The 26,313-nt window shown below is 33.6% G+C and carries 17 protein-coding genes; 4 read left to right on the forward strand and 13 right to left on the reverse strand.

Annotated features, from left to right (window positions below; all coding sequences use genetic code 11):
• Positions 1 to 217 precede the first annotated feature (217 nt).
• The 6 genes from WN975_RS07455 to WN975_RS07480 form a co-directional block, all read right to left on the reverse strand.
• Entirely contained in the window at positions 218 to 979 is a 762-nt protein-coding gene (locus tag WN975_RS07455; protein WP_337965960.1) for a DUF1223 domain-containing protein, read from the reverse strand.
• Between the two features lie 142 nt (positions 980 to 1,121).
• On the reverse strand, positions 1,122 to 1,553 hold the full coding sequence (locus tag WN975_RS07460; RefSeq protein WP_337965961.1) for an organic hydroperoxide resistance protein: 432 nt from the start codon (positions 1,551 to 1,553) through the stop codon (positions 1,122 to 1,124).
• A 104-nt stretch (positions 1,554 to 1,657) separates the two neighbouring features.
• Positions 1,658 to 2,665 (reverse strand): alpha/beta hydrolase, encoded by a 1,008-nt coding sequence (locus WN975_RS07465; RefSeq protein WP_337965962.1) that lies wholly within the window; start codon positions 2,663 to 2,665, stop codon positions 1,658 to 1,660.
• Between the two features lie 426 nt (positions 2,666 to 3,091).
• On the reverse strand, positions 3,092 to 3,499 hold the full coding sequence (locus WN975_RS07470; protein WP_337965963.1) for a cupin domain-containing protein: 408 nt from the start codon (positions 3,497 to 3,499) through the stop codon (positions 3,092 to 3,094).
• 192 nt (positions 3,500 to 3,691) lie between these two features.
• Positions 3,692 to 4,993 (reverse strand): epoxide hydrolase, encoded by a 1,302-nt coding sequence (locus WN975_RS07475; protein WP_337965964.1) that lies wholly within the window; start codon positions 4,991 to 4,993, stop codon positions 3,692 to 3,694.
• 354 nt (positions 4,994 to 5,347) lie between these two features.
• Positions 5,348 to 6,091: an SDR family oxidoreductase gene (locus WN975_RS07480; RefSeq protein ID WP_337965965.1), complete on the reverse strand. Its 744-nt coding sequence runs from the start codon at positions 6,089 to 6,091 to the stop codon at positions 5,348 to 5,350.
• A 251-nt stretch (positions 6,092 to 6,342) separates the two neighbouring features.
• Here WN975_RS07480 and WN975_RS07485 point away from each other — a divergent pair, with 251 nt between their 5' ends.
• Together WN975_RS07485 and WN975_RS07490 are read left to right on the forward strand one after the other, a co-directional pair.
• Positions 6,343 to 6,699 (forward strand): helix-turn-helix domain-containing protein, encoded by a 357-nt coding sequence (locus WN975_RS07485; RefSeq protein WP_337965966.1) that lies wholly within the window; start codon positions 6,343 to 6,345, stop codon positions 6,697 to 6,699.
• 242 nt (positions 6,700 to 6,941) lie between these two features.
• Positions 6,942 to 10,397, forward strand: coding sequence for a hypothetical protein (locus WN975_RS07490; protein WP_337965967.1), 3,456 nt, complete (start codon positions 6,942 to 6,944; stop codon positions 10,395 to 10,397).
• 92 nt (positions 10,398 to 10,489) lie between these two features.
• On the opposite strand, the gene WN975_RS07495 is transcribed toward WN975_RS07490, so the two are convergent.
• The 7 genes from WN975_RS07495 to WN975_RS07525 all read right to left on the reverse strand — a co-directional run bounded on the left by WN975_RS07495 (position 10,490) and on the right by WN975_RS07525 (position 23,714).
• Positions 10,490 to 12,313, reverse strand: coding sequence for an alkaline phosphatase (locus WN975_RS07495; protein WP_337965968.1), 1,824 nt, complete (start codon positions 12,311 to 12,313; stop codon positions 10,490 to 10,492).
• Positions 12,314 to 12,770: 457 nt separating this feature from the next.
• The gene (locus WN975_RS07500; protein WP_337965969.1) at positions 12,771 to 14,306 is read right to left on the reverse strand and encodes a RagB/SusD family nutrient uptake outer membrane protein; all 1,536 of its coding nucleotides are present in this window, start codon (positions 14,304 to 14,306) and stop codon (positions 12,771 to 12,773) included.
• 21 nt (positions 14,307 to 14,327) lie between these two features.
• A complete protein-coding gene (locus tag WN975_RS07505) occupies positions 14,328 to 17,717 on the reverse strand; it encodes a SusC/RagA family TonB-linked outer membrane protein (protein ID WP_337965970.1) in 3,390 nt (1,129 codons plus the stop codon).
• Between the two features lie 204 nt (positions 17,718 to 17,921).
• Complete coding sequence (locus tag WN975_RS07510) at positions 17,922 to 18,842, reverse strand: FecR domain-containing protein (protein WP_337965971.1); 921 nt, start codon at positions 18,840 to 18,842, stop codon at positions 17,922 to 17,924.
• Positions 18,843 to 18,958: 116 nt separating this feature from the next.
• The gene (locus WN975_RS07515; protein ID WP_337965972.1) at positions 18,959 to 19,516 is read right to left on the reverse strand and encodes an RNA polymerase sigma-70 factor; all 558 of its coding nucleotides are present in this window, start codon (positions 19,514 to 19,516) and stop codon (positions 18,959 to 18,961) included.
• Between the two features lie 1,022 nt (positions 19,517 to 20,538).
• Positions 20,539 to 22,467 (reverse strand): glycoside hydrolase family 97 catalytic domain-containing protein, encoded by a 1,929-nt coding sequence (locus tag WN975_RS07520; protein WP_337965973.1) that lies wholly within the window; start codon positions 22,465 to 22,467, stop codon positions 20,539 to 20,541.
• 185 nt (positions 22,468 to 22,652) lie between these two features.
• Entirely contained in the window at positions 22,653 to 23,714 is a 1,062-nt protein-coding gene (locus WN975_RS07525; RefSeq protein WP_337965974.1) for an aldose epimerase family protein, read from the reverse strand.
• A 137-nt stretch (positions 23,715 to 23,851) separates the two neighbouring features.
• Between WN975_RS07525 and WN975_RS07530 the strand changes: the two genes are divergently transcribed.
• Positions 23,852 to 24,760 (forward strand): AraC family transcriptional regulator, encoded by a 909-nt coding sequence (locus tag WN975_RS07530; protein WP_337965975.1) that lies wholly within the window; start codon positions 23,852 to 23,854, stop codon positions 24,758 to 24,760.
• 128 nt (positions 24,761 to 24,888) lie between these two features.
• On the forward strand, positions 24,889 to 26,298 hold the full coding sequence (locus tag WN975_RS07535) for a sugar porter family MFS transporter (RefSeq protein WP_337965976.1): 1,410 nt from the start codon (positions 24,889 to 24,891) through the stop codon (positions 26,296 to 26,298).
• Positions 26,299 to 26,313: the final 15 nt, after the last annotated feature.

Below are 26,313 nucleotides of genomic sequence, written 5' to 3' on the forward strand. Positions count from 1 at the left end.
TCTATTTTTTCGCTCTTGCTTTGTCAAAGATAGGATTTTTTGAAAGGCAATTTATTTCATTTTGACTTTTGAAACACAAAATAAATTGCTTTTTTGTACCTAAATTTTAACTTCATATAACGAATTTAAATCAACTGTTTTTCAATCATTAATAATTTAATATATAATTACTAATATTTGAAACTGTCATTTTGTCGACTTTATTTTTTACTAATTTTTATAAGGAAGGAACTTGAAAATTTGCTTTGTTTACGCCCAAAATACTTCCGGTCTTTGAATCTTGAATAAACCCAAGTACTTCAAAATCTTTTGTATTAAAATCTTTAGGTAAATGAAGTATCGCTATTCCGGATCTGTCTCTGTTTAAATTTACAGTATGCAAATGATGAACAATTTGATAGTGTGATAAAATACGATGTGCATTCTCTCCTCTTTTTACATTGCTTTTGGCTGATTTTTGAACTACTGCAATCAATAACTGACTGTTTTTTGAAGTTCCTTCTACATTATAATTTACTGCAAGTGTATTATTGTTTTCTACAGCTTCTAATGATATATTAGCAACAGCAGGTTTAGAAAGTGCATTTTTAATAGCGTTTCTCACAATAGTTTCTTGTGAAGCAATATAATCTGCTTTGCCATTTACGATTACTTGTGGTGTATAGATTGGTTCTTTTCCGAGGAATTTTGCGTATTCGTATTGTCTTTTGGTATAATCAGGATTGCTAAAGATGTCTTTCCAGCCTTGTTTATCCCAATAATCTACCTGATATGCCAAAACATAGACGTTATCGTCTTTATATTCGTTTTGGATTCTTCCCATTAATTCATCTGCCGGAGGACAACTCGAACATCCTTCGGAAGTATATAATTCTAATAAAGCAAAACCTTTTGTTGCTTTCTGCTCAGGATTGTTTTGGCTAAAAGCCATTCTTCCGATAAATAGCAGTAATAAGGTTAATAATTTTATTTTTTTCATGAGTTTATATTTTAACTGTTAAGTGATTCCTGCAAGGTTTCTAAAACCTAATAGGTATAGTTTGTTTAGAATAGTTAAATCCTCTTAATGCAAAATCAAACCTACAAGGTTTTGGAAACCTTGCAGGATGAGTAATTTGATGTTATAGGATATTAATTTCTACATTAATGTTTCCTCTTGTTGCTTTAGAATAAGGACAAGTCTGATGCGCTTCATGAGCCACAGCTTTGGCTGTTTCAGGATCTAAACCGGGAAGACTGATATTCAAACGTGCCTGTAATGAATAAGCTCCATCTGTTAGGCATAAATCTACTTCGGTATCTACGGCAGTATCAGCAGGCAATTTAATGTTTAGTTTTGAAGCTGCAATTCCCATTGCGCCAATAAAACATGCTGACCATCCCGCTGCAAAAAGCTGCTCTGGATTTGTCCCCGGACGTGAAGATCCCGGTGAACTTAGTTTAATATTCAATTGATCGTCTGAGCTTTTTGATACTCCTTCGCGACCACCAGTAGTGTGCGTTTTTCCTGTGTATAATACTTTTTCTACTTGAAAGATGTTGTTGTTTTCCATGACCTTTTTATAATTGTTAATTGTTGATTATTAATTGTTGATTGTGAAATATGAATTGATTTTTGATTTTTGATTTTTGATTTTTAATTCTAAAATTTTTATTTTTATTTTTTTCCAAAAGCGTCTACGTCTATAATTGCTTGGGCGAAAGCTTTTGGGTCTTCTTGTGGTACATTATGTCCGATGCCTTTTAGGATTCTGTGGGCATATTTTCCTGTGAATTTATCTGCGTAGGCTTTTCCATCTGCGTAAGCGCCGTCAAAGTCGCTTGCTATTGTAATCGTAGGAACTTTTATTGCTGGTCTTGTTGCTAAGCGTTTTTCTAAACTATCGTATTTAGATTCTCCTGCTTCTAGCGATTGACGCCATCTGTAGTTATGAATTACAATTGCTACGTGATCCGGATTATCAAAAGATTGTGCGGTTTGATCGTAAGTGGCTTTGTCAAAATTCCATAATGGAGATGCTATTTGCCAGATTTGTTTGTTGAATTCGTAAGTGTTTTGTGCGTAACCTGCTTTTCCTCTTTCGGTTGCAAAGTAATATTGGTACCACCATCCCAATTCTGCTTTTGGAGGTAATGGTTTTAAGTTGGCATCAAGATTTACAACCAAATAACCACTTACCGAAACTAGTCCTTGTAAACGTTCTGGCCAAAGTGCTGCCATTACAACTGCCGTTCTTGCGCCCCAGTCAAAACCGCCAATTATGGCTTTGTCAATTTTAAGTGCGTCCATCAAGGCAATAATATCAGTTGCTAATGCTGCTTGTTGTCCGTTTCTAAAGGTATCTTTTGAAAGGAAACGAGTTGTTCCTGATCCTCTTAAATATGGTGTGATTACTCTATAGCCTTTTGAAACTAAAATTGGAACGACTTCGTTATAACTGTGAATATCGTAAGGCCAACCGTGAAGCAAAATTACCGGAGTTCCATTTGAAGGTCCTGCTTCTGTGTAACCCACATTTAATAATCCTGCGTTGATTTGTTTTAAAGTTCCTAGTGAACTTTCTTGTTTTTCTGTTTGGGCAATTGCTACTGCATTTACTAAAAGGAAGGCAATTAATAAAACTGCATTTGTAAAACTGTTTTTGATTTTTAATATCGTTTTCATAATTATTAATGTTTTGATTAGTTGATTATCAGTTAATTTCTTCGTCAAAGGTATCTCGGCAATACTCTTTTTAAAAGATGAAAAAAGGTGAAGTGGACAAAGTAAAAGTTGAAATGGACAGTCTTTTAGTTATGAGTTATGAGTTATGAGTTTTTGAATTGTGAATTGTGAGTTGTGAATTGTGAGTTGTGAATTGTGAGTTGTGAATTGTGAGTTGTGAGTTGTGAATGAAATGCGGATAAATTAACCGCAAAGCGCGCTAAGGTTTACGCAATGTTCGCTAACTTATTTCGCGCAAAGACGCAGAGTCGCAAAGTTTATTTTCGCACAACTTTGCGAATTTTGCGTTTTTATAGAAACTTACGAGTAAAAAATCTTTGCGTGCTTTGCGGTTAATTTATTCGCATTTCAACCTGAAACTTCAAACTATTTCTTCAGAACTAAAATTGGTTTACCTTTCTCTACAACATACGTTGCCAATTCAGAAGCTTTTGCGTTTGTATTATTTTTTGCCGAATGAACTATTCCTGCGGGAATAAACAAAACTTCTCCTGCTTTTAACGTTACGGTTCCCTTACCTTCTACTTCATATTCTAATGTGCCTTCTAATACATAAATGATTTCTTCGCCTGGATGATAATGTTTTCCAAAAGCGGAATGTGCATCAAAATCAATTCTTGCCTGAACGGCTTCTCTTCCAGGAATACTTAGATCGTGTTTTTGTAAATCGGTACGTTTTATTCCTGATTGTTGTGCCGAAGCATTATTTGAAGCAAAAGCCATAAAAAGGAACATTGCAATTGTATATAAGCTGAAGTTTTTATTTGTTTTCATATTGTGTGTGTTTTAGATTGTGTGTAATTATTTAAACACATAGAAACATAGTTTTCCTGATACTCAAAAGGCGTTTCACTTTCCATGAATTCACATAGCTATGTGACGAAATTTTAATTTTCTATTTTATTCTTTCTTAAAAGATAAAACCTATGTTTCTATGTGTTAAAATATTTACATGTAATAGTTTTTTTATTTTCTCAATGATTTAAAAGCTGCACGAAGTTCTATTGTAAAAAGCTGTGGTTCTTCCCAAGAAGCAAAATGACCGCCTTTGTTTACTTCATTAAAATAAATCAGGTTTTTATACGCTTTTTCAGCCCATGTTTTTGGTGCCTGATAAATCTCTCCCGGAAATACGGTTACAGCAACCGGAATCTTAATTTCATTTGTTCTTTGCTCTACAGCATTAAAGTTGTTATTGTTGTTTTCCCAATATAAATTCGCCGAAGAATTGGCTGTATTCGTAAACCAGTATAAAGATATATCGTCAAGGATTTCGTCTCTTGTAAGCGATTTCTCTGCATTACCACCGCTGTAAGTCCAATCATTGAATTTGTCTAAGAAAAATGAAGCTAAAACAACTGGTGAATCTGTAAGTCCATATCCAATAGTTTGAGGACGTGTAACCATCATTCCGGCATATCCTGCGCCTCTGGTATATAATTTATTCAAAGAATTAAAAGCTGCTTTTTCTTTAACCGATAATCCTGCAGGCGCTGGATCTCCGTCTTGTAATGCTTTTGCAATATGAGCAGGAACTGTTGCCGGCATATTCAAGTGAATACCCAATAATCCTTCCGGAGCTTGACGCGCCATTGCATCTGCAATTACTGAACCCCAATCACCGCCTTGTGCTACATAATGTTTATAACCCAAACGTTTCATTAATACATCCCAGGCGCTTCCTATTTTTTCTACTCCCCAACCCGTTCCTGTAGGCTTTTCAGAAAAACCATATCCAGGCATTGAAGGAATTACAACATCAAAAGCATCTTCGGCTTTTCCGCCATAAGCAGTTGGATCTGTTAATGGTCCTATAACTTTTAGAAGTTCAAAAAAAGATCCTGGCCATCCATGAGTAATAATAATTGGCAAGGCATTTTTGTGTTTTGATTTTATATGGATGAACTGAATATCTAATCCGTCAATATTGGTTACAAACTGTGGTAATGCGTTTAGCTTAGTTTCTGTTTTATGCCAATCGTAATCTGTTCCCCAATATTTTACAAGACCTTGAATTTGTGCTAATTTCACTCCTTGTGACTGATCTTGTACAGTTTCTTTTTGTGGCCATCTTGTAGCATTTACACGATCACGAAGTTCTGTAATTGCATTTTCTGAAATACTAATATGATAAGGACGAATCGCTTCTGAATCTGTTTTGCTTTTTTCTAAATTCTTTTGTGAAAAACCTGTTGTTGTAAGCAAAAGGAAAGTTCCTATTGCAAAAATATTTGCGATGCTTCGTTTGTTTGTGTGAATTGTTTTCATTGTTTTTGATTTTAAATTATTTGTTTATCAGTTAATTTCTTCGTCAAAAGTATTTCGATAACCCTTCTTACGAAATCAGAAAACAGTCCAAACGGACGAAGTGATAGTTGAAACGGACAGTCCGGGAGTTAGGAGTTTTTGAATGCTGGTGATTTAACCGCAAAGTGCGCAAAGGTTATTGGCTTATTGGGACTTTGTAAAAACGCGAAGATCGCAAAGCTATGTGTGTAATAACTTTGCGATCTTTTGCTTAAAACTTTGTGAACTTTGCGTAAATCTTAACGCCCTTTGCGGTTAAACTTTAATTTATAATTAATAATTAATAATTCACCATTAACAATTAAACATTAACAATTAAGCAAGCACCATTCCGCCATCCATTAAGATATCTGCTCCGGTTATAAATACAGAAGCTTCACCGCTTAAATAGGAAACCATTTTTGCAACATCGGCTGCGGTTCCCATTTGTTTTAGCGGAATTCTTTCGACAACAACGTCCATAATAGATTTTACTGTTGCTTCGTCTAAACCGACTTTTTTCATTACTTCGGTTTCTGTTGGTCCCGGACTTACTGAATTTACTCGGATTTTTCTTGGAGCTAATTCAACTGCTGCAATTTTCATTATAGCATTAAGAGCTGTTTTGCTTGAAGAATAAATTGATGAACCGGCGCCACTCATACTTGCCGTATTAGAAGAAAGAAATACTACCGAAGCTCCATCTTTCAGAATTGGAATAAATCGGCTTAAAGTAAAATACGCTCCTTTTAGGTTTATATTCATAATATCATCGTATAAAGCTTCTGTTGCTTGCTCAATAGTTCCTAAACCTGCGATTCCGGCATTTATAAAAAGAATATCAACTTGTCCAAAATCTTCCTTTACTTTTAATGCTAAACGATCAATATCGGCAACACTCGATTGATCAGCAACAATAGCTGTAACGCCTAATTCTGAAGCTGCTTTTTCGATTGCTTCTTTTCTTCTTCCTGTAATAATAACTGTTGCACCTTGTTCTTTTAATTGTTTCGCAGTCGCATAACCAATACCGCTATTTCCGCCTGTTATTACTGCAACTTTATTTTTTAAATTGTCCATTTTTTATGTTTTAAATTAATGGTACAAAGTTAAAACGCAGAGTATATTACTTTTTCAGCGGTATCATTGAGTATACCAAATTTTCTATCCTATAAGTGATATAAGTTCATTTAAAGTATGCTTTTTACTAAGTGGTTAGCTTACTTTTTACATAATTCAAATCACAAAATCAGCATTTAAACTTACATATTCTTATATCACTTATATGGTGAAAAAAATTGTTTTTATATCTTAGTCTAAAATAAATTCTAATGGCAAGAAATCAGCAAGAAGAAGTTCGCGCGCTTCAGGATACGATATATGTTTTGGGTGGTAAATGGAAATTACCAATTATCAATTCGATTTGTAATGGAAATAACCGATTCAAAGAAATTCAGCAAAGTATTCCTGGAATTACGTCACGAATGCTTTCGAAAGAATTAAAAGATATGGAACTCAACAATCTTGTAAAAAGAACCGAAGACAGAGACGCAGAAATACCAATACTTTATGAATCTACAGATTATTGCCAATCATTTGGACCAATTATTACCGAAATGATTAAATGGGGAATATCTCATCGGGAACACATTAAAAACAAAAAAACTAACACATTATTACAGCTTTAAAACCTTAGAAATGAATGAATTAAGGAGCACAAAAAAAGGGTATTTATACCCTTTTTTCATTTCTTATATATTGATAAATTTGATTTAACAATTCTTTAATGTTTTACAAATCAATATCTTAGAACATTACTTCTACACTCTGCCTGGATAAAGAATAGTACTACACGCCTTTTTCTACTGTTTTGTAAAATTATCACGGAAAAACTAAAATAAGCTTAATGCTTTAACCAATTCTATAGAAAATGGAAGAGTCATCTAATACAAGCAAATCATTTAGAGAAAAACATGGTTATTCTGTAATAACAGCAATAATCATTGCTCTATTGACATGTGGTTATATCTTCTATATTCTTCCTGATAATAAGGCAAAAGAGGATGGGAAAAATATTGCCATTTTGCAAGGTATCGAACAGCAATTAACGGCATACATAGACGATCAGGTAAAATACATTAACAAAAAAAAGATGGATAGTCTGAAACTTTCAAGATTTGAGGGTTTACCGACTGTGTATATTGATACCATAATAATTAATAAAAAGGGATTTAAACGATTAGATGACGGAACAATCAAATTATCAAGGTTAATTAATTTATCAATATCATCTGAAGCTCTTAAAAAAAAACTTACGAAAAAGGACACAATCGTTAATGACAGTATTAGTATTGATCTTACCAGGTTTCTTACTAAAATTAATTCTACAACGCATTTCACTTCATTTTATATTTGTCCCATTGAAAACGGAAGCTGTCAAGCTAGTAAATCATTTCTAGCTCACAACGTAGGTCTGGCTGACCAAGATAGTTTAATTGAGAATAGTAGAAAAAATGGACCTTTTGGTTTCAAAGGATCAGCAAAACGATATTATGCCGATCAAATAAAAATTCCGAATACCAATTATTCAATATTCTTAGCCACAGGAATTGATAATACTGCTTTTCAATCTAATATTAGAGAAATCGAAACTAGTTTATTAATTATCAGCTTGCTTATAGTCATCATTTTGGTATTAGGAATAAATTTTATAAAACCAATTGTAAGCAGTTATAAAGAAAGACTCAGTCAAATGGATTTGGTTAGTGTTGCATTTTCTGTCGGAATTTTGATTGCTGTTTTAGTTGTTTTTGGGATAATAACTTACTGGGATAATGCTATAAAAACCAGAAACACGAAAGATTTAAAAGGGTTGGTAGAAAAAATTGATACTAATTTTAAAGATCAAATTAAATTTTACCAAGATTCAGCATCAAAATCAATATTAGGAAAAGAATGGAAAAATTCAAAAAATGAATTTGTTAAAATATATTTAGAAACAGATTCAAAAACAACTTCTGTAAATGGAGATTCCCTTACTAAAGATGATATTTTACTTCGTAAAGAAAAAAAGTACATAAATATTAAGAAGGGTGATTTACAAAAACAAACTAAAGATTCAACTAACCTTGCACATTTAGACAACTATTTTCGAATGGATGTTAACGGATTGATTACAAAAGACTTAAACACTTCAATTCCTGATATACGAAGAAAATATTCAGATAGGGGCTACTTTCAAAGACTTCAAAATAAAGAAAAAAAAATAACTAAATTACTAACGGCAGTTTTCTCGAGAGAAAATAATAGATATCAATGGATATATGCTGAAAAAAATCAGGAATCAGAAGAGAAAGGTATCAAAGGTATAGGTTTCAGAGAAAATTTCTCAGAGAAAATATTATTACCTCCAGGAACCGGTTATATGCTCATAGACAGATATGGAGAGGTGTTAATGCAAAATAATCGAAAAAAGAATTTATCTCAAAATTTACGTTACGGATCAAAAAGAAACCTTGAATTTATAACTTTATTATCAGGTATCGATCAGAAATCTTTTGAGACGGAATATCAGGGTACATTCTATCAGGTATATGCAAAAAAAATAGACATCAAAATTGATTCTCCGGTATATATTCTGGGAATCCGTGATTTGTCTCATCTGAATCGTTTATCAATATTTAGTTTCAGCAACGGATTTTTAATTTCTCTTTTCTATGGCTTTTTTATATTAGTAATCACCTATATTTATTCAATCTGTTTTTACGCTGGTCGTCTTAGTCTGTTTTCAAACCATCACTTTTACCATCTTTTTCCGGATAATAGCCGAACTTATCAATACAAGCAACTGTTAATTGTCAATTCTACTGCAATATTATTGGCAACTATCTTCTCATTACTATCTTCTCCTTCATTAGCATTAATTTTCTGTATGGTCATTGGTATTAACTTAGTGCTTATTAATTTAATCACACTAAATATTCGCACTTCAGACTACAAACTAGACTTTATAAGACTGGTCTCAGGTTTGTTTTTATTAGTGATTATTATACTCTTGATACTATACATTTCTGACAGTATATGGATTGCAATGGTAGTGTTTTTCGGGGTACATGGCTGGCTTTTATATTATTACAGAAACTGGAGAGAAAGAGAGGAAATTGATCTTGAAAAGAATGCTAAAGATCTGAACAAAGGGGTTAATAGAAAAGTTTATACCCGATTTCTAACCGCAAGATTATTATATCACTTTGCTGTGTTTCCATTTGTTTTGATTAGCGCATTTTATGTTAATGATCTGAATGATTTTACAAGTTTTTACTGCTCTTCAAATCAAATCAAAGAACAAAATGAAAATCCTATTAAAAAGGACATCATAAATACCTATAGCTGCAATTGTAAAGAAGAAACTAAAGAGAAACCGCTAATACTATTTCCAAACAGCAAAGATGATGTAGTGCAAAAGGCAAATATTGGTTTCCTCGATCCCCCGGCTATGTACGAAGTTAAAAATTTTACATTTAGCCCATTTATTAAAAAATATTACCTGAACTCAACAGCTATTGCGCAAGATGAAAATATAATGAGCAGCGTTTTTATAGTTTTGTCTCTACTTTTTGCATTCTCATTTCTTGCTATTATAGTCTATCATTTACTAAACTATTATAGTAACCGTTTCTTTTTTTATGATTTGATGCAGGCAGCCTGTAAAAAATATTATCCCTGCACGAAAAATCCATTCGCTAATCGTCATATTTTTATACCTATGGTGAATAATGATGACATTAAAGCACTTGTTCAAGACTCTGACAACGAAGAACTATTATTAGTAGATGGCGAAAAATGTGTTGATCGTGATATTCCTATCAAAGAAGTATTTGATAGTGATACAGATCATGAAATATCTCCTTATCTAAGAATGGACTTCATACTAAACTACAATAACGAGAAATTTGCTGATGAATATAATGACATTTGGGAATCATTACCAGAACATGACGAAACCCGTAATGTTCTTTACGATTTTGCTCAGGATCATTTTGTAAATTACAAAAATAAAGATATTCTTATGTCCCTTATGGAAAAAGGAATAATCGACTGTCATCAATTAACGGGAAGACTTAAGATAATGAGTCTCAGTTTTAGGGTATTTATTTTGTCAAAAAGTAAACTAGATGAGAAATTTATCAAAGAATTTAAAGCCGAAAGTAAAAATGGGACATTTAGTAAATTAAAAATCCCAATTTTTATTGTTGCTATTAGCGCATTACTATTATTGATGTACCTAAATAAAGATAGCTATGACAGAGTTGCCGTAATGGGAGGCAGTATTGTTTCCGTAATTGCTTTGCTTAATAAATTCCTTGAAGCCAATAAAACTCTTTAATCTATTTTAAATAAAAAACACCGGTTTAAAAGCCGGTGTTTATATTAATTCTTCTGAATAATAATAATAATAATAATAATAATAATAGATAATTACTTCGCAGAAATAACTTCCATAATCTTAGTATAAATCGCTGTGTTTTGATAAACTCCTGCAAAATTCTGAGCTCCTGGTCCATAAGCAAAAACCGGAACCGGAACTGCCGTATGATCGTTTGTACTGAAACTTCCGTGTACATATCCTTTCTCTATACTTCCGTCGATTAAAGAAAGTCCGCCTGTTTCGTGATCTGCTGTAACGATTAAAAGTGTTTCAGGATTTTTGTCTACAAATTCCATTGCTTGTCCAACTACTTTATCAAAATCAAGCATTTCGCGTACTACATATTCCACGTTGTTTTGGTGTCCGCCGTAATCGATTTGCGCACCTTCGGCCATTATAAAAAACGGATTCTTTGTTTTAGCAAAAGTTGATGTCGCTTTCGCTAAAGATTTAGTCAAAAAGTCTCCTCTGCCCGCTTTCATAGAAACTACTGAAGCATCTTCTAAAACAACAAATTTCGAGTTTTTGATGGTATCAAGACTGCTGAATTTATCCGAGAAAGTATATCCTTTTTCTTTTAAAAGCTTAGAAAGATCTTTACCGTCTTTTCTCGCATAAAACTCTTTTTGTCCTCCTCCAATTAAAATATCTGATGGATTTGATAAAAAATCATTTGCAATAGGTTCACTATAACTTCTCTCTGGCTGATGTGCATAAAATGCTGCCGGAGTTGCATCTGTAATATTTCCTGCTGAAATTATTGCCGTTTTGTAATTTTTCTTTACCAATTGTTGTGTGATTAATTCTAACGGTTTTCCGCTTTCATCAACACTAATAAATCTATTATTGGTTTTATGTCCCGTTGCCATTGCCGTTGCGCCAGCAGCCGAATCTGTAATATAACTGTCCGAAGATTTTGTAATAGACAATCCCTGAGTCGGAATATTAAATAAACTCAACTGCCCTTTATTTGCCGTATATCCGGAATAAATCTGAGTTAATCCCATTCCGTCACCAATTAACAGAATTACGTTTTTAGGCTTCTTTTTGGCGAAAGCCGAAACATTTTTAGGAACATAAGCCTGATGAAATTCTGTATTTTGAAAGAATGTCGTTTTGATATTATTTATGAATTGTGTCAATGTCGGAACATTATCTGTAGCAATAAAATCTACTTTTAGATTCATCAAAGTCATCCACGTATTTACATTGTCTGCTGTTCCCCAAAATCTGATTTTTTTATTCTGATCATGTACTTTTTTAATGATTTCCTGTACTTTTTCAGCATCAGCCTGAGTCATTACACCTTTACCGTTCCAAGGTGTTATTTCTTTTAAATCCTCACTAATCATTTCGACACGAGCTAATTGCTCCGGAGAATAATTCTCGTTTAATCTTCCGTCAAAATAAATAAACTCTGGATAATCTTTCCAGTTTGCCGGAGAAGGTCTGCTTCCTGAAATAACCACTTTTAGATTTTTATTCGAAATCAAATCTGGATACATTTTTAATTGTTGGGCAATTAATTTTAATGTTGGTTCAGCTTCCGTTTTGATATCAATCATCAAAATCAACGGTTTATTACTTGGATATGCTTTCCCATTTAATGCTTTTACTTTATTTGATAAAGGATCCAAATACATACTTCTAAGTGTATTAAAAGCTGAAATTTCCTTTGAAGTATGAGCAACTGGTAATTCATTATTTACTAAAAAAACATCGGCTTCGATAACACCGGCTTCATTAGAATAGGCATCATAAAAAGGGTTTTTGCTCGCATAATCATTATGCGAATGAATATTTGAAGAACTGTATTCCTGCGCTTGTGCAAACAGGAAAAAATGAAGACAAAAAAGGACTATTATTTTTTTCATTGTAATTGGGGTTTGTTCATTTTTAAAACTTTTAGGATTTGTCAATAATTAATTTTTGTCATTCCGAGGAACGAGGAATCTCCGCAAGAAACTCCGTCTGCTTAATCGCCAATCTTTGTAGAGCTACTTACGGAGATTCCTCGTTCCTCGGAATGACAATATTATGGTAACTTTATTTGTAATTCCAATCTTTGTCGAGTTTCTTGCGAAGATTTCTCATTCTTCGAAATGACAATATTGGGGTAACTTCCTTAAACACAAACCAGCCTTTTCCGTAAAAAAGACTGGCTGATTTTTTATATAATATTCATTTCTTTTTTTGTTACAACTGCAAGCTCCACAACAAGCTTGCAGTGTAAAAAAAAACAAACAAACTGAAACTAATTAATTGTTAATGACGAATTATAAATTCTGAATAGCTAATAATAATTCATAATTTACAATTCATAATTAAAATCTACCAACCTTTATTTTGAGTCAAAGCGCCTTTGCTTACTGCGATTTCATCTGGTGGTATTGGCCAAACGTGGTGAATTGCAGGGTTGAAATTACGAGCCGGATAAATCACCGTTCCGTTATAGTGGTGCAAAGGCTTTGCGTATGTTGCCTGAGCATCTCCCCAACGAACTAAATCAAAATGACGATCTGTCCATTCTCCAGCCAATTCGCAACGTCTTTCTCTTTTTAAATCTGTTAATGTTGCTCCTGAAATACTTGCTAAACCTGCACGATTACGGATCATATTAATTTCGGTGTCAGCGCTTAACCCTTTCATTAATTTGGCTTCAGCCAACATCAAAATCACATCGGCATAACGTAAAAGAGGGACATTTAAAGCTGTTGAAGGTTTATCTCCGTTTGCATTTACATAACGAATATCAATTCCGCCAGAATTTGTTTTCGGGTAACCGAATGGCTCCATATACTTTTTAAACTGATAACCTGTTCTGTTACTTGAACTTACAATATGTTTTCCTTCGTTAAAAGTTACTAATTCTCCAAAATACATAAACTGATCTCCTTTTTGTAAAATAGTAGCGCTTCGTCTTTTATCAGCCGGATCATAAGTGTCGAACAATTCTTTTGTAGGATAAAAATTTCCCCAACCATTGTAAACTCCCCAACCTTTATCTTCTAAACAAACACCTGGAAAAATAGATCCTAAACCTGTGTTTTCTGAACTTGAAGTTACTGACCAAATATATTCTGAAGACCAGTTGTTTTTAATTTTAAATACATCTTCAAAATTGTCAAGCAATTTGTGTTTTCCGCTATTTACAATCATGTTGGCATATTTGATTGCATTGTCCCAATCTTTAGCATACAAATACGTACGAACTAAATATCCCCAAGCTGCAGTTTTATGAGCACGTCCGTAATTATCTGACGTAAGCTCATTAAAATAAGGTAATAAATCTGCTGCTTTTACTAAATCTGCTGCGATATATGCGTAGTTTTCGGCAACATTTTTGGCACGTGGCACATAAACATTTGTTGGGTCATTACGATCCTGAATCGGGATTCCGGCGCGATCGTCTCCATAATGGTAAGCTAATTCTAAGTGCATTACTGCATGATTAAAATAAGCTTCTCCAAGCATCATATTTTTTGTTTTATCGTCTAAAGCAATTTTAGGAATGTTACGAATCACGTCATTACAACGTTTCATTACTTCGTAGTGCAATCTCCAAATATCTTTGGTATCAGATTCTGATCCGTCAACAATAAAGTTTTTAATACGTTCTGCATTTTGTCTTGGTTTTGTTCCAATATCGTCACTGGCATTATTCAGCCAGAAAAAACCACGACCATACATATTATCATCAGAATACAAAGCATAAATTGCATTTACTCCCGCTTTTGCATCTGCCGGAGTTTTCCAGAAGTTTCCGGTTGACGGCGCTCCTTGCGGAACAACATCAAGTTCACTTTCGCAAGCCGAAGTGCTCAATAAAAGCACAAAACTCAATAATAAAAGACTTAAATTTTTCATTTTATATGTTTTATATTTTTTTTAAAAAGTAGCATTTACACCCGTCATATAAATACGAGAAAGTGGATATTTACCTAAGTCAAGACCAAAGTTGCTAAGACCAACTTCAGGATCCATTCCAGAGTATTTAGTGATTGTAAACAAGTTTTGTCCCGAAATAAAGAATCTAAGTTTTGCTTTTCCGTTCAACCAACTATCCTTAACTGTATAACCAATCGAAACGTTTTTCAATCTTATGAAAGATGCGTCTTCGATATAAAAATCTGAGATTCTTCCGAAGTTATTATTGTTATCTGTTGATGAAAGAACTGGAATATTAGTGTCTGTATTTGTTGGCGACCATGCATTTTTAGAATCTGCCAATAAATTATATCCTGGGAAAGAAGCGTTTAAACCTGTATATTTTACTGCATTGAAAACTTTATTTCCTGCAACTGCATTAAAAAACACATTCATATCAAATCCTTTGTATCTAAAGTTTGCGTTCAAACTATAAGTCGTTTTTGGGAAAGGATTTCCAAGTACTACTCTATCGCTGTTATTGATTACGCCGTCTCCGTTTACATCTTTAAATTTAATATCTCCCGCAACTGCATTTGGCTGATATACTGCACCAGTACTGTTTACATATGCTTTTGCTTCGGCATTACTTTGAAATAATCCGTCTGTAGCATATCCGTAATAAGCGCCAACCGGGCTTCCAACCTGATAAATATTTGCTAAAGGCAAACTACGAACTCGGCTGATGTTTAAAGGTTCAAGAGAAGTTAAACCGTCTTTGATAGAAACAATTTTGTTGCTTAAAAATGCAGCATTTGCCGTTACATCAAACTTAAATTCTCCACGTGTTTTTTGGTACGTTAAACTTGCTTCAAGACCTTTGTTTTCAACATCTCCAGAGTTTACGATTCTACCTTGTGGCGTTCCAGAAACTCCAGGAAGCTGATCACGAACCAACATATCTTTGTTTTTCTTTACGTAAGCATCTACAGATCCTGTCAACATATTGTTGAACATTGTAAAATCTAAACCAATGTTTGTTTGCTCTGAGCTTTCCCATTTTAAGTTAGGATTTGACAATTCACCTTCGGCATAACCGTAATTAATTACCGGAGTCGAACCAATCAAAGCCTGAGTTTGATTTAATGGAACACTAAATTGGTATGGTCCAAGGTTTCCTAAGTTTCCTATTTGTCCCCAGCTTGCACGTAATTTTAAATTGCTTACAATTGGACTAATACTTTTCATGAATTCTTCTTCAGAAATTAACCAACCTGCAGAAACTGAAGGATAAACTTTCCAACGGTTTTCTGATAATAGTTTTGAAGTTCCGTCACGACGAACAATTCCTGAGAATAAATATTTTTGGTTAAAATCGTAATTCAACCTTCCAACATAAGACGAAATAATTTCATCAGATAATCCTGCTGCTGTTTGCTGAATTAATTTTGCATTTAGCAAATAACGTTGTGATGGATCTTCGTTATCAAAACCAGTTCCTTCAATTGTATAAAATTCTCTTTTTGTTTCCTGATATGTATATCCGGCTAAAGCTTTGAAATTGTGTTTCCCTAATGATTTTTCGTAAGAAATCGTTTGTTCTCCTAATAAATCAGTAGTTGTAATTGACTTTTGCGTTAAGCGGTTAAAGTCAAATATTTTTCCAGGTTCTGTAATTTTTACTGCAAAATCTTTTGCATTATCCTGAATTCTTGTGTAACCCCAGTTTGTTTTTACTTTCAAACCTTTAACAATTTCCCATTCAGCATAAGGATTGATCAAAATTGTCGAAACAGGATTTCTGTTATCTAATCTTTTCAAATAAGCAACAGGATTTATAACGTCTCCGTAAGAACCAATATATTTCTCTGGAACTCCACCAAATTGTCCTGAACCATCTTCTCTGTAAATTGTTGCATTTGGCGGATAAAAAATCGCAGCCAAAATTGCTCCCGTATATCCGCTTGACGTATTAGCACTTTGACCGTTTGTCAACGAATAAGATAAATTTTCTCCAATTGTAAAGTTTGGCGCTATTTTAAAAGAAGAGTTTGCTCTTGCTGTGTAACGTTCTCCAAAAGTATTTAATAAGATACCTTCGTTTTTTCTATAACTTCCTGAAACAAAGAAATTAGATTTTTCTGTTTTACCATTTATCGAAAGAGACAAATCCTGAATTTCTCCTGTATGGAAAATTTCATCCATCCAGTTTGTTTTTGTAGTTCTCGCTGTTGGTTCAAATGCTGGATCAAAAGCAGGAATTCTTGGCATACCAGCATTATCTCTTGCTAAGTTCATAGCATCAGCATATTCTGCAGCGTTAAGAACATCAAGTTTTTTGGCTACATTCTGGAAACCTCCCTGATAATTTACATTGATATTTACTTTCTCAGAAACTCCTTTTTTAGACGTAATTAAAATTACACCTCCAGAAGCTCTAGCTCCATAAATTGCTGCAGAAGCCGCGTCTTTCAAAACACTTATCGAAGCAATATCATTTGGATTTAAAGTATTTAGAGATCCGCTGTAAATGATTCCGTCCAAAACGATTAAAGGCGTTTCAGCATTCAAAGAACCAATTCCACGAATATTAATTGTTGGTTCAGCCGTTGGATCACCACCATTATTAAGTACTGTAACACCTGCAACAGTTCCTTGTAGTAATTCGGCAGCACTGTTGTAAGTTCTGCTTGAAGTTTCTTTCATAGAAACAGATCCTACAGATCCCAAAACTGCATTCTTTTTTACACTTCCATAACCCATAACTACAACTTCTTGCAGTTGTTTCATATCAGCTACTAATTTCACTTTTATGTTTTTATCTGCCGAAGTTACTTTAACCTCTTGATTAACATAACCTACATATGAAAAAACAAGTACAGCTTCAGATGAATTGATTTCCATCTTAAAAGTTCCGTCAAAATCTGTTGATGTAGCCGCGTCAGAACCTTTATCTTTAATTCCTACGCCCGGCAATGGCATTCCGTCAGTTCCGCTGTAAACAGTTCCTGAGATATTGATTTTACTCTGATCATTATCAGCGACTTTTTGGTTCTTTTTGATTACGATATTGTTGCTTACAATTTCATATTTCAACAAAAAGTTACTGCATATTTTGTCTAAAGCTTGTTCTAATGTAACATTGTTCAGTTTTAAACTAATTTTTTGATTCGTGTTAACCTGATTCGTTTCGTACATAAAATGCACATCAACTTGTTTTTCAATTTTCTGAAAAACATTTTTCATACTTTCATTTTCGACTTTTAGCGTAACTCTTTTGCCAATATCTACGCTGGCCGCTTTTGCTGTTAATCCGATAAAAAATAAAGCCGCAAAAGTAAGTGCTTTCTTCAATACAGATTTTTTAATGCTCTGACAGTTTTGGATAAACCGCATTTGCTTTTTAGTCATGTTTTTGAGTTTTAATTGTTCTTGATTATGATTGGTTTTCTACGTAGCTTGTTTTTAAATAATATTATAATCTGCTGTAATTATTAATCTTAACACATAGATTCTATGTTGATCTTTATATATGCCTTAATTTTTTTTCACGCAGATTTTTAATTTTTAATTCTCAATTTTTAATTCTTTTATTCTGTGTTAATTTTCTTCAGCTTATCGGATAATATAACCTCCCGATTCTTGTTTATAATCAGCATTAATAATATTGCACACTAAAGCAAGAACCTGATCCACTGGAAGTTCCTTGAAATAAGCACTAATTTTAAGATTGTTTAAATTCTTGTTTTCAATCTGAACATTTACATTATAATTGCGGTTAATTGTCGCAATCACTTCTGGTAAAGGAGAATCTTCAAAAACAATTATATTTTTTCGCCATAGCGAAATTGAATTCACCGGAATATCTGTAAACGCCTTTAGTTTGTTGCATTTTGATTTAAAAACCACTTTCTGCCCTGGCGTTACGTATACATTTTCTTCTGTTACGGTCGACTTTACATTTACTCTTCCGGTTAAAACCGAAACTTCCTGTGTGGCGTGATCCGGATAAGCTTGTACATTAAAACTAGTTCCTAGAACTTTGGTATCCATCTTATCCGTATGAATGATAAATGGATGTTTTTTGTCTTTGGCAACATCAAAAAAAGCTTCTCCGGTTAAATAAACTTCTCTTGTATCTCCTTTAAATTCTCCCGGATATTTTAATTTACTTCCGGCATTAAGCCAAATTTGAGTTCCGTCGCTCAAAACTACTTTGGCGCGTTCGCCCGACTTTGTAGTATATTGTTTGTTCATTATTTGTTCAGATGATAAATAAAAGAAACATGACAATCCCACTAATACAAGTAAAGACGCTGCCATAGCCCAATTTCTATTCTGAAGAAAAACAACTTTATTTGATTTCTTTATTTGTCTCAGTTCTCTATTTAATTTCGAACGATCAGATTTTATATTTTCGATGCTATCCAATATTTCTTCCGGATGATCGTACCATTTATTCCATAATTCTTCCCCTTTTGGAGAAGGTTTTCCTTCTAAAAAAAGTTTTATATCTCGATGTAATTTTTCAGGCATTATAATTTGTTTATCTCTTTAATAGTATGTCTTAGAAATATTAATTTCAGGTAGGCGGATAAGGTTACGCTTTTGTTAAGAAAACAAAACGCTAACCTCAATCCGGAAATCTTTTGTCAGTTGAACTCGCCCAAATAGCTGCGCATAAACTTTAGCGCATAAGCAATATGATACTTTACGGTTTCGTGCGAAACGTTAAGTTCTTCGGCTATCTCTTTGTTGGTGTAATGCTTAATCCTGCTCAGAATAAAAACTTCTTTGGCTTTTTTAGGAAGTAACGAAGCGGCTTTATCTACTGCTTCCTGCAATTCTTCATAATAAATAGAATCTTCTGTGGCATTTGTACTACTGTATTCGGCAGTATTACTATCCAGAACTTCTTTTATATATTGGTCTGTAATTGTGTGTGATTTGAAGTAATCTAAAGTCACATAACGAACTGAAGTATAGATATAAGCCGAAAATTTCTTTTGAATAACCAAAGTCTTTCGACGTTCCCAAATAGTGGTGAAAACTTCCTGAACAATTTCTTCAGAAACGGGAATCGACTTCATCCTCAAATAAACAAAGCGAACTAATAAATCCCGATATCGAAAATATAATTCATCAAACGCTTTGTCTTTTCCCTGTCTCAATAATTCGACAAGTTCTTCATCGGTAAATCTTTTATACATAATACGTCGCTTTTGTATTATTTGGCGAATAATTAAGGCTTGCCAAAACATCAGTTCCGATTATTTTCTTGCGATGTGTACTTAATTTAAAAAATGACATATTCTACAGTGTGTTGTGTTGTTTTATAATATGTCTCCAAAATTAGAAATGAGGGTAGGTGAACAAGGTTACGTTTATATTAATAAAATGTTCCGATTATAAAACATTGTATTAACATTTCATTTCTCAGATGTTATGACGGAAAGTTTAAAACTGAGATAATGAAGATTTTGTGATAATCAAGAATAGAAATGTGATGTTATATAAAAATATTTAGTAAATCAGAAATGTGCCGTTAGGCACTAAATATTGGTAGCCTAATAAATTTGCAATACGAAAGCGTGCCTTAGGTACGCAACAAAAACGCAATCTATTACGTATCTACGGCACGTTGAATCCTTCTCAATTCATTTTTTTTTTACCGATATTTTGTACCTAAAGGCACAACTTTGAGTTGTCTTTTTTAAGTTGTTTGTACAAAAAAAGGTGACATCAATAACGCAATCAATATTCAAAATGTGCCGTTAGGCACTAAATATTGATAGCCTAATAAATTTGCAATACGAAAGCGTGCCGTAGGTACGCAACAAAAACGCAATCTATTACGTACCTACGGCACGTTGAATACTTCTCAATTCATTTTTTTTCTACCGATATTTTGTACCTAAAGGCACAACTTTGAGTTGCCGTTTTTAAGCTGTTTATATAAAAAGATGAAATCAATAACGCAATCAATATTCAAAATGTGCCGTTAGGTACAAAATATTGGTAGCCCAATAAATTCACGATACGAAAGCGTGCCGTAGGTACGCAACAAAACGCAATCTATTACGTACCTACGGCACGTTGAATCCTTCTCAATTCATTTTTTTTCTACCGATATTTTGTACCTAAAGGCACAACTTTGAGTTGTTTGTACAAAAAAAGGTGACATCAATTAAGATATCACCTTTCTAAATATTTAAACTATTTTATTGTTTAACTACTTCACAAACTCAATTATAAATCCTCCTTTTGGAGCTAAATTATATTTCCAATTTGAAGTTAAAGGATACGTTTCTACTTTAAAATCCATTAAAGGGTCTTTGCCTTCAGAGATAATTCTGAATTTTGAAAAGCCTTTGCTGTATTTTTTAAGGTCGATTGAAACTGGCGTTGCAGAATTAGTTCCGTTGATCCCAACGATATACGAAAGGTTATCTTTTTTACGAGAAAGAACAATTGCTTTACCAGGTTCTGCAATTATACATTCGGTTTTATCCCAAGTTGCAGGCATTTCTTTTAAAAGATTCTTTAGTTCATTAGGTAATGAATTAAAAACCTCTTCAGAATCAGCAAAATGAATAACTCCAGAAGTATAAATCATCGCCATTGACAACTCATGAACTGCAGTATTTAAACGTGTATATTTTCTAAAAGTCAATGCAAAGGGCGTATAATCTGCAGGTCCTGCAACGTTTCTTGTAAAAGGTAATACGGTGTTTTGTTCCGCTGCTTTTTCTGGGAATCTTGGCTCATAAAAATAACTTTCGGTTCCTAAAATCGCTTCTGCCGTTACAAAATTCGGCCATGTTCTGTGCCATCCTCTTGGAATCGTTGTTCCGTGTAAGTTTACCAACAAATGTTGTTTGGCAGCATCTTCAAAAACCGATTGTAACGTTCCCATAACTTCCTGACGATCTGAACACCAAAAATCAATTTTAACACCTTTCACCCCCATATCAGCCAATTCTTTGAACCTTTTCTTTCTTTTATCCGCATCAAAATACTCAGCCGAATATCCCCAAACCAATGGTTGAACTCCTTTTGACAAAGCATAATCAATAATTTTCCCTTCTTTATTTGCCTTTTCCCAACCTGCATCAAAAAGCGTATATCTAAAACCAAAAGAAGCTGAAACATCTGTAAATTTATTATACATTTCCGGAGTAAAATCCTCTGGATGTGACCACCATGACCAAGCCGCTTTTCCTGCTATAATCCATGAAGTGTCTTCGATTTTTGAGGCTGGAGCCAAATCTGTAATCATAGTCGACAATAAAATATCTCCCGCTTTATCGCCAATCATAATCACTCTCCAAGGCATTGTCCACGGCAAATTTGATTCTGGATAAACTTCTTTATCCGGTAAAGGCAACGTAAATTTTTCGTCTTTTTTAGCGAAAGCTATGCTGTAAATTCCGCCTTTAGAATCTGGTTGTAAATGACATCCCGGAAATGAACCGTCTGTTCCGGATTCCGCAATCAGAACCCAATTTTTAGTATCATTTACATTAAAAAGTGCCGGCATACACCAACCAACAGATTCATTTCTCGCGCCACTTATTGGATCTCCCGATTTTACATTTACATAAAAATCTTCATAACCCGGCGTATAATCTCCGGCTTTATTATACGGTTGAAGCCAGCCTTTTGCATTTTGATCAATATGAAATCCTGTAATTTCATTTTTAAGAACTCTCTTTTGCGGTTCTTGATCTGTAAACTTATATCTAAAAGCAACTCCTTCTTCGCCCGCAATTAAATCAATTATCATTAAAGCGCCTTGGTTGTTTTTGAATGTGATGCTTTTACTTTCAAAAACATGATTTACAGCTTTATTATTCGAAACTTTAAGCTCGTATTTTTCGCGTTTCTCTTCCACAGCCGAAACATTTACAACCGACAAACCAGATGTAAAATCGTTATTTTCGAAAGTCAAACCAAGCGGAGAATCTAAAATCACGGTTTTATCCTTGCGCGTCACTTTATAAGACAACTTTCCATCTTGGCTTAAAGACAAAGTAATTTTATTTAGATTGTCCTTAGACTTCAGGTCAAGTCCTGTATTTTGAGCTTTACCACTTGTCAGTACAAAAAATACTGCGGGTATCAGCAAATTTAAAGATCGATGAAGAAACATTTTTTTCATTATATATAATTTAGAGGTGATAGTTCAATTTTATTGGTTAGTAAAGTTTTTTTAGCCACCAATTTCACGAATTATTTTTTCACGCAGATTTAAAAAGATTTAAGCAGATCAGTGCAGATTAATTTAATAAAAATCTAAAATTAAATTTGCTCTAATCTGCTAAATCTGCGTGAAACAAAATCATTTTAATCTTTATAATCTGTGACATATTTTTTTAAATTATCAAGAATTACAACATCAAAAGCATACGTAATCGTTTCGTTATAAACCTGTCCAGCTCCAAAAATTGTGTTCGGAAAATGAGCATGATTCGGGCTATCAGGATAATATTGACATTCTAAACAAAGTCCGTCAAAAGATTCATAATGTTTAGAATGCTCTCCAATTGTTGCACTGTTTAAATAATCTCCCGTATACAATTGTACGCCCGGATAAGACGTATAAACGCGCATTAATCGTCCTGATTTTTCTTCGAACAATTCACATACAGCATTTTCATTGGCCGAAATTCGATCAAAAACATAATAGATATTCAGTCCGTTATTTTGCATTACATCTGTTAGTTTGTAATTAAAAAACAAATAGTTATCTGCAGGGATAATTTTTCCTGTCGGAATATAATCTTCTGTACTTTCGAGAATTTTTGTTGACTGAATATTGAGTTTATGTTGACTTATTTTTTCGGTACAAGCCGATAAATTAAAATAAGAATGATTTGTAAAATTCAGTGGAGTTGGTTCATCGGCTACAGCCAAAAAATCAATTTTTAGTTCGTTTTTATCCGTCCATTTATAAATGACTTTTGTGTTTAAATTTCCGGGGAAACCGCCGTCTCTATTTTTATTTTCTAAAGTAAAAACTACTGAATCCTCTTTTATAATGAAATCAAAAACCTTGTTATTAAATCCAGCCGAACCACTATGGTTGTTGTTTTTACCATCGTTTTTATCCAGATGAAAGATTTTATTTCCGATCGAAAATTCGGCATTATTGATTCTGTTTGCAAAACGCCCAACCGTTGCTCCTATATAAGAAGTGTCTTTTAGATATCCTTCAAGAGTAGGGAATCCTAAAACTACATTTTCTTTAATTCCGTTTTTGTCCGGCACCACTATGGATTTTACTATGGCTCCATAATTAAGGAGTTCAACGTAGTTTCCGTGAACATTTGTCATTCGGAATATAAAGATTTCTTTGCCATTACAAACTCCAAAAGGTTCGCATACAATCTTATTAATAGGATTCATATTGTTTTTAAAAAAGGATTGAAAACATCTGTGTTATTCTAATATTTCAAATGTAGTTGTGATTATTATCATCAAAATGGACATTTTTTTTAAAAACATGGATTAAATTACGATATTTGAAAATTAGCAAACGGAAAATGAAGAATTCATCACAAAAGGAAAAAATAAAAGTTAGAGAAGGTTTTTTAGGCCAGCGTATGATCGTGATACCTAAAAACATACTTTCGAGCATTAAAAAAAATGCACTTATTGCCAGTTTGTATTTTACAGATATCGGCGTTTTCCCCAATGCAAGCCACCACTCGATGAAACGAAAACATGGCAGCAAACAATATATACTTATTTATTGTTATAAAGGTGAAGGCATTATTAGTAAGGAAAACAAAACCATAACGCTCAAGGCGAATACCTTTTATATAATACCTCCTGAAGTCGCGCATGATTATTATGCCTTAAAACAAAATCCGTGGAGTATTTACTGGATTCACTTTACAGGACCCCAAGCACCACATTTCTACGAAAAATTCATAACTGAATTTCCAGAAACAGCACCACAATTATCGCTTGAAGAAAGACGTATCGAACTTTTCGAAAATATACTTGATGTTATGGAAGATGGTTACAGCGCCAGCAATCTTGAATATGCGAATCTCTCTTTATGGCAATTATTGAATGCTTTTTTATATGAGAGATTTTTCATCAAAAAAAACAGGCAATTTTCAGAGGATAATACTATTGAGTCCGCAATTGATTATATGAAAAAACACTTGGATTTATCTTTAAAAATCAATGATGTCGCAGCTTATTTTAATTACTCGTCTTCGCACTTTTTTACCTTGTTTAAGAAGCAAACGGGCTATTCGCCAATACATTATTTCAATTACTTAAAGATGCAGAAAGCCTGTCAATATCTCAGCTTTACTACGATGAGTATTAAAGAAATAAGCTTTGCTTTGGGGTTTAATGATCCGTTGTATTTCTCCCGTTTATTCAAAAAAATAATGAGTACTTCGCCTATACAATATCGCACGGAATACAAGCAGTAACGCAATTGTTTTCGTATTTTAGCCAAAAGCTCAAAAAAATCGTATTATAATCCATCTATTCAAAAAAAATATCCATAAATCAAAGGTTCCTGTTCCGCTAATTTTACAAAAGCTATTAAAACCTTTTTATGAAAAATTATAATTATACCTTTTTATTATCAATTAGCCTTGTTGCGGCATTGGGTGGTTTACTCTTTGGTTACGACTGGGTTGTAATAGGTGGTGCAAAACCATTTTACGAAATTTATTTTGGCATTTCAGATTCTCCGGCTTTACAAGGATGGGCAATGAGCAGCGCGCTTGTAGGTTGCGTTGCGGGAGCGGCAATTGCGGGAAAATTGGCTGATACCTACGGAAGACGCCCTATGTTGATCGTTGCTGCAGTATTATTTTCCTTATGTGCGCTTGGCACAGGAGCTTCAGAAACTTTTACAGTATTTATTATCTGGCGTATTATTGGCGGAATCGGGATTGGGATTGCGTCGACAATTTCACCTTTATATATTGCAGAAATCGCTCCGCAAGAAACCCGCGGACTTTTCGTTTCGATTAACCAACTTACTGTTGTTATAGGTATTCTTGCCGCACAAATCACTAATATGTTAATTACCGAACTTATTCCGACAGGATATACACACGCTCAAATTCTTGCTTCATGGAATGGACAAACGGGCTGGAGATGGATGTTTTGGGCAGGATTTTTCCCGGCAGTTTTGTTCTTTATATTAATGTTTTTAATTCCTGAAAGCCCGAGATATTTGGCTAAAAAAGGAAAGAATGATACTGCCGAAGCAACACTTACCAAAATTGGTGGATTAGCTTACGGAAAAGAAGCTATCTCAAAAATCAAAGAAACTTTCACTGAGGAAACGGATCAAACCGATTTCAGAATGTTATTGGATAAAAAAGCTTTACCGATTCTGGTAATCGGGATTGTATCAGCTGCTTTCCAGCAATGGTGTGGTATTAATATCATTTTTAACTACGCTCAGGAAATCTTCGTTTCGGCGGGTTATAGTATCAATGATTTGTTCATGAATATTGTTATTACAGGAAGTATCAACCTTGTATTTACACTGGTTGCGATGGGAACTGTCGACAAAATTGGTCGCAAAAAACTAATGCTTTTTGGTTCTGGCGCACTTGCTGTAATTTATGCTTTGTTGGGTTATTTTTATTATACCAATGTTACCGGATTTCCTTTATTATTATTGGTATTATTAGCAATCGCTATTTACGCCATGTCCCTTGCTCCTATTACGTGGGTCATTTTATCTGAAATTTTCCCTAACAAAATCCGTGGTGTTGCGATGTCTGTAGCCACATTTGCACTCTGGATTGCTTCTGCACTTTTAGTACAAACCTTCCCTATTTTCAACGAATATCTTGGCACATCCGGAACTTTCTGGATCTACGGAATCATCTGTGCCTTAGGATTTGTGTTTGTATTCAAAAAACTTCCTGAAACCAAAAACAAAAGTCTTGAAGAGATTGAAGAACTGATGGTTTCTGATAAAAAATCAAAGAATATTCAATAATTTAAATTTCATTAC

This window comes from uncultured Flavobacterium sp., assembly GCF_951805225.1.
Taxonomy (GTDB): Bacteria; Bacteroidota; Bacteroidia; order Flavobacteriales; family Flavobacteriaceae; genus Flavobacterium.